Origin of the sequence: uncultured Mycobacterium sp., from assembly GCF_964249325.1 — a bacterium.
GTDB lineage: Bacteria > Actinomycetota > Actinomycetes > Mycobacteriales > Mycobacteriaceae > Mycobacterium.
The window spans coordinates 1-5,232 of the sequence record NZ_CAXUCH010000204.1 but is presented as its reverse complement, the minus strand read 5'-3'; the positions used below and the strand labels follow the sequence as shown (position 1 = coordinate 5,232).

Here is a 5,232-nt window from a genome sequence, read left to right as displayed (position 1 = left end):
CCGGCAAGCTGCGCGGTGTCCAGCGCACCGTGCGCCGCAAGTAAGCCGCCCGTCCAACTCAGCGGCGATCGCAAGCGCGGCGCAGCCGGGCACAGCGGGTCGCCGCCCAACTCACCGGCGCACCACAGCGGTGCCCGTCACCCGGTCGTGCAGACCGCGGCCGTCGGCGTCGACGAACAATGGCGGAACCACCACCGCGATCAGTAGGCCGCGTATTACTGCGCGACCAACCCCGACATGGGCGCGCCCATTGTGGGTTACCACCCCGAGCCCCAGCGCCAGCTGGCCTGGGGTGAAGCCGAACAGCCGCACAGCTACCACACCTATGACAAACCAAATCACCAGCACGGCGGTCGACAGCGACGCCGGCGTCACCCAGCCGAACGTCATCGCGAGCGCGGCCAGGCCATAGGCAATCATCCAGTCGACCAGCAGCGCTGCCAACCGGCGGCCCATCCGGGCCAACGAACCCGGCCCGCTCTCGGGCAGGCGCAGCGCCTCACCGGCGTACCCCGATGGCCGACCCGATTCTGGCTGCTGCGGCGGGCCGGAAAGCCACGATGCGATCGTGCGGGCCATGGACCCACAATACGGCCGAGCCAACCCCGTGATAGTTACCCACGACCGGGGCGCGTAACGTCAGCGCAACATAGGGTTGACCCTTGGGCAACATGGCCTCCATAGCGTCTGGTCGGGCCACCAGTGCAAGGGCCAGTAAAGGAGAGCGCTTCAATGACCGCAATAGACGCCAAGCCCACAATGAAGGAGAGCGCTTCGGTGTCCGAAAAGACGGCCGACGACATCATCAAGCTCATCAAGGATGAGAAAATCGAGTTCGTCGACGTCCGGTTCTGCGACGTGCCCGGGATCATGCAGCACTTCACAATCCCGGCTTCGGCGTGCGACGAGAGCGTTTTCACCGACGGGCTGGCCTTCGACGGTTCGTCTATCCGCGGCTTCCAGTCGATCCACGAGTCGGACATGTATCTGCTGCCTGACACCGACACGGCGATCATCGACCCGTTCCGCGAAGCCAGGACGCTGAACCTCAACTTTTTCGTGCATGACCCGTTCACCCGTGAGCCGTACTCGCGCGACCCCCGCAACGTGGCGCGCAAGGCGGAGAACTATCTGATCAGCACCGGCATCGCCGACACCGCCTACTTCGGCCCGGAGGCCGAGTTCTACATCTTCGACTCGGTGTCCTTCGACTCGCGGATCAACGGTTCGTTCTACGAGGTCGACGCCATCTCGGGCTGGTGGAACACCGGCGCCGCGACCGAGACCGACGGCAGCCCTAACCGCGGCTACAAGGTCCGCCCCAAGGGTGGCTATTTCCCGGTGGCGCCCAACGACCAGTACGTCGACCTGCGCGACAAGATGCTGACCAACCTGATCAACGCCGGCTTCACCCTGGAAAAGGGCCACCACGAGGTGGGCAGCGGCGGGCAGGCCGAGATCAATTACCAGTTCAACACACTGCTGCATGCGGCCGACCAGCTGCAGCTGTACAAGTACATCATCAAGAACACGGCGTGGCAGCACGGTAAGACGGTCACCTTCATGCCCAAACCACTGTTCGGCGACAACGGCTCAGGCATGCACGTCCACCAGTCGTTGTGGAAGGAAGGCGACCCGCTGTTCTACGACGAGGTGGGCTACGCCGGGCTGTCCGACACCGCCCGCCACTACATCGGTGGCATCTTGCACCACGCGCCGTCGCTGCTGGCGTTCACCAACCCGACCGTCAACTCCTACAAGCGGCTCGTGCCCGGCTACGAGGCCCCGATCAACCTGGTGTACAGCCAGCGCAACCGGTCGGCGTGTGTGCGCATCCCGATCACCGGCACGAACCCCAAGGCCAAGCGGCTGGAGTTCCGCTGCCCCGACTCGTCGGGCAACCCCTACTTGGCGTTCTCGGCCATGCTGATGGCCGGCTTGGACGGCATCAAGAAGAAGATCGAGCCGCAAGCGCCAGTCGACAAGGACCTCTACGAGCTGCCGCCGGAAGAGGCCGCCGATATTCCACAGGCGCCGACGTCGTTGGCCGCGGTGATCGACCGCCTCGAGGCCGATCACGAATACCTCACGGAGGGCGGGGTTTTCACGTCCGACCTGATCGAGACGTGGATCACCTACAAGCGCGAGAACGAGATCGAGCCGGTGAACATTCGGCCGCATCCGTACGAATTCGCGCTGTACTTCGACGTGTAAGCCGGTTAACCCTCTGACCAACGGCGACGCCGTGAACGCGGCGCCTCAGTCAGGGGCCATCATCGAGCCAATCGGCATCGGCACTACCGCCGAGACGTACTACTAATGCATCAACCACTGGCACTGGGGCATCGTCAGCCCCCATCGACAGGACCCGCACCGTCAACGGTTTAGGCCGACTAGCGCGTCTTGGGCCGCCTAACGTTGGCATCATGCCCGCAGTCGGCGAGCTGGTCCGCTGCACCGATGGCCCGTTATGTGTCGGCGGTTGGTCCTGCGCGGCTTGCATCCTGTACCCCGGTACAGGCTTACCGTGAACCTATGAACCTCGATTACGACCTGCCCAACTGGATCAGCCCTGCTTCGTGCACCCTGCCCAGTGAACAGCAGCCGCTGCGATTGGCGGAATTCGATGACCTCTTTCGCGACTGCGTAATTCGGGTGGACCGGCCAGCACCGACCACCCTGCAGTTGACACTGCGCAGCAGTAATGAGATCGCCGCCCGAGTGCAGGACCTGGTCGCCCGGGAAACCCAATGCTGCTCGTTTTTCACCTTCGACTTGTCGCCCGCACCGCAGGGTCTGCACCTACAAGTGCAGGTCCCGCCCGAACAGATTGCGGTCCTCGACGGGTTCACCGCGCGAGCCGAACGCCTCGCGGCATGACCACGGACGGACTCCGCAGCGGCCAGGTTGCCGACGCGGCCGGTGTCAACGTGCAGACGCTGCGTTACTACGAGCGCCGCGGCCTGCTGCACCGCCCCGACCGAACCCTAGGCGGTCACCGTCTCTACCCACCCGAAACGGTCACTGTGACGCGGGTAATCAAGGCAGCCCAACGGCTGGGCTTCACACTCGACGAGATCGCGAACCTGCTGCAAGACAGCGGGCTCGGCGAAAACCGTCGGCCAGATAAAGGCTTGCGGGCACGCGCGAAGATCAAGTTGGCCGAGATCGACGCGAAGCTGGCCGAACTGCACACCGTCCGAAACATCTTGAATGCCGCGGTGGACGCTGGCTGCGAGGACCTCATCGCGTGTGCCCAATTCCCCTCCTGCCCGTTGTCGATCACACACCCGCAGGTGACAGACCAGGAAGCCTGTCGATCGTCAAGCTGAGGTTGGCGTTCGCGGCGTGCAGGTCGCGGTACGCAGCCAGTACGCAGGAGAGTTAGCGACAGCTTTCGGCGACCAACGCACTCAACGCCATGACCAGCATCTTTCCAACACAGTCAAAGCAGCTAACCGATTTAAACGTCCAGCACGAAATTCGCGCTGTACTTCGACGTGTAGGAACGTGTAGCCGTATCGTCGTCGCATGACGACGCGCAACCTGGAGGCCCGGCTCGGGACGTACACGCCGGTGGCCCTGACGGTTTTCCGCGTGGTGGTGGGACTGCTGTTTCTCTGCCACGGCCTACAGAAGTTGATCGGCTGGCCGGTGGGACCTACTGTCCCCGTCGGCGAGTGGCCGTTCTATTACGCGGGCTGGATCGAGACGGTCACCGGCGCCCTCGTCACGCTGGGGCTGTTCACCCGGGTAGCGGCTTTCGTGGCCTCCGGGGAGATGGCGGTCGCCTACTTCACCCAGCACTTCCCGCATGGCTTTTGGCCGATCGTCAACCAGGGTGAGCTCGCAGTGCTGTACTGCTTCGCGTTTCTGCTGCTGGTGTTCATCGGCGGAGGCGTCTACGCGTTGGACAGCCGCCGTGCCGGTGCCGGCTGGGGTGGCAGACGTGCCGGGGCGCCCTGGAACCGCCGGCGAGGCGCGCCTGCCGAAACCGGACCTGCCGCCACCGGTGCCGGTTGGCAGGGCAGGCGTGGTGGCGGGTTCTGGAACCGCTTGCGGCGGAATCGCCAGATCCGCGGACGTTGACGCGCCGCGGCTTCCTTGGCCGGCAACCGGATTGGTTGCTTCAGCCCTGACTGGCGCCGCGATGCGGCGTCTACACCGGAACGGTTTTCGACAAATACCCTCCAGTGAAGTGAAAACACGTCATGTCATCGCCGGTGCGGCTGGGCTGATCATCGCGACGGCAGCTTTGTTCAGTTCCGGGCTCGCAAAGTCGTCGGCGCGGAAAACCCGGGACCACACGACGAGCCGGGTTACCGATCCAGCATCGAGACCATTGGCGACATCGCATCCAGCGGCTGCGCGTCGAGCCGGTGATGGCGGTCAGGTGCTTCCCGCAACGCGACCGCCCACACATCGCCGGTGGGCGGGCCTGCCAAGATCGGCTCCGGTTGTTTGACGAATGCGTCGACGATGTGTGGGTCGAACTGGCCGCCTCGACGGCTGCGGGCCATCGCGACCGCACCGTCGATGCCGTAGGCGCGCTGGTGAATCTCGGCCATGTCGGCGAGCTGAGCAATCCGCATCGGCAGCGGAATGTCGTCGCCGCGAGCGCCGTTGGGCAGTCCTCCCCCGTCGTAGCGCTCGAAAGCAAACGCCAGTGCAGCCCGCACATCAGGACCCAAACCGATGCGCTGGGCCAGCAACGTCGCCGATGCACAGTGCGATCGGACCAGACGGGCCAGGTGGCCGCGGGCGTTGGCGAACAGCGCCGCCATGACGGTCAGCCTGCGCATCAACGGCTCACCGCGGGCTACGTGGCTGAGTAAGAACCGCAGATAAGGCAAGCCCGCCCAGTCAACCAGCGCGGAATCACGGCGCACCGCGATGTCATCGCCGAACCATCGCGCGTATTCGTGGGAGTCGGCGTGACACCCGATCCACATCACAAGGTTCGTGTAGTAGGTGCAGTCACGCTGGTTCCGGTTGAGCCTAGCCGATCGGCGATCCTTGTGCCGATGAGCGCCGCGCGAAGCATGTGCTCGCTGGGTTGACCCAGGCCGAGGTCGATCGCTACCGACAGCGCGGCGAGCACCTCGGCACGACTCGGCAGCCCCCACCCGCGCGGGGCAGGATCGTCAGGCTGGCACGCCATCTATCGATTCTGCCGCGCACGTAACGATTCGGGAGTTAACCCGGCCGAATCGTCGCGGCGCTCGTCATCGG

5 protein-coding genes and 1 pseudogene are annotated in these 5,232 nt (G+C 64.7%); 4 read left to right on the top strand and 2 right to left on the bottom strand.

The annotated features are described in order from the left end of the window. Nucleotides 1–111: 111 nt before the first annotated feature. Nucleotides 112–579 carry an RDD family protein gene (locus ACFE99_RS19865; RefSeq protein ID WP_375488140.1) on the bottom strand — a complete coding sequence of 156 codons (468 nt, stop codon included), beginning with the start codon at nt 577–579 and terminating at the stop codon, nt 112–114. Nucleotides 580–777: 198 nt separating this feature from the next. Here ACFE99_RS19865 and glnA point away from each other — a divergent pair, with 198 nt between their 5' ends. The 4 genes from glnA (at nt 778) to ACFE99_RS19845 (ending at nt 4,089) form a co-directional block, all read left to right on the top strand. Further along, nucleotides 778–2,214: a type I glutamate--ammonia ligase gene (gene glnA, locus ACFE99_RS19860; protein WP_375488144.1), complete on the top strand. Its 1,437-nt coding sequence runs from the start codon at nt 778–780 to the stop codon at nt 2,212–2,214. A 321-nt stretch (nt 2,215–2,535) separates the two neighbouring features. Next, complete coding sequence (locus ACFE99_RS19855) at nt 2,536–2,880, top strand: hypothetical protein (RefSeq protein ID WP_375488139.1); 345 nt, start codon at nt 2,536–2,538, stop codon at nt 2,878–2,880. Then, nucleotides 2,877–3,332, top strand: a complete 456-nt coding sequence (locus tag ACFE99_RS19850; protein ID WP_375488138.1) for a MerR family transcriptional regulator — start codon at nt 2,877–2,879, stop codon at nt 3,330–3,332. Before ACFE99_RS19855 ends, ACFE99_RS19850 begins: the two co-directional genes overlap by 4 nt. A gap of 199 nt (nt 3,333–3,531) precedes the next feature. Then, a complete protein-coding gene (locus ACFE99_RS19845) occupies nt 3,532–4,089 on the top strand; it encodes a DoxX family protein (protein ID WP_375488137.1) in 558 nt (185 codons plus the stop codon). 260 nt (nt 4,090–4,349) lie between these two features. On the opposite strand, the pseudogene ACFE99_RS19840 reads toward ACFE99_RS19845, so the two are convergent. Then, nucleotides 4,350–5,161, bottom strand: a pseudogene (locus ACFE99_RS19840) (HD-GYP domain-containing protein); the annotation flags it as partial. Nucleotides 5,162–5,232 lie beyond the last annotated feature (71 nt).

Excerpts from the sequence above, each read along its gene's own strand:
- ACFE99_RS19855 (WP_375488139.1), top strand. The coding sequence starts at position 2,536 with ATGAACCTCGATTACGACCTGCCCAACTGGATCAGCCCTGCTTCGTGC.
- ACFE99_RS19845 (WP_375488137.1), top strand. The coding sequence starts at position 3,532 with ATGACGACGCGCAACCTGGAGGCCCGGCTCGGGACGTACACGCCGGTG.
- ACFE99_RS19850 (WP_375488138.1), top strand. The coding sequence starts at position 2,877 with ATGACCACGGACGGACTCCGCAGCGGCCAGGTTGCCGACGCGGCCGGT.
- ACFE99_RS19865 (WP_375488140.1), bottom strand. The coding sequence starts at position 579 with ATGGCCCGCACGATCGCATCGTGGCTTTCCGGCCCGCCGCAGCAGCCA.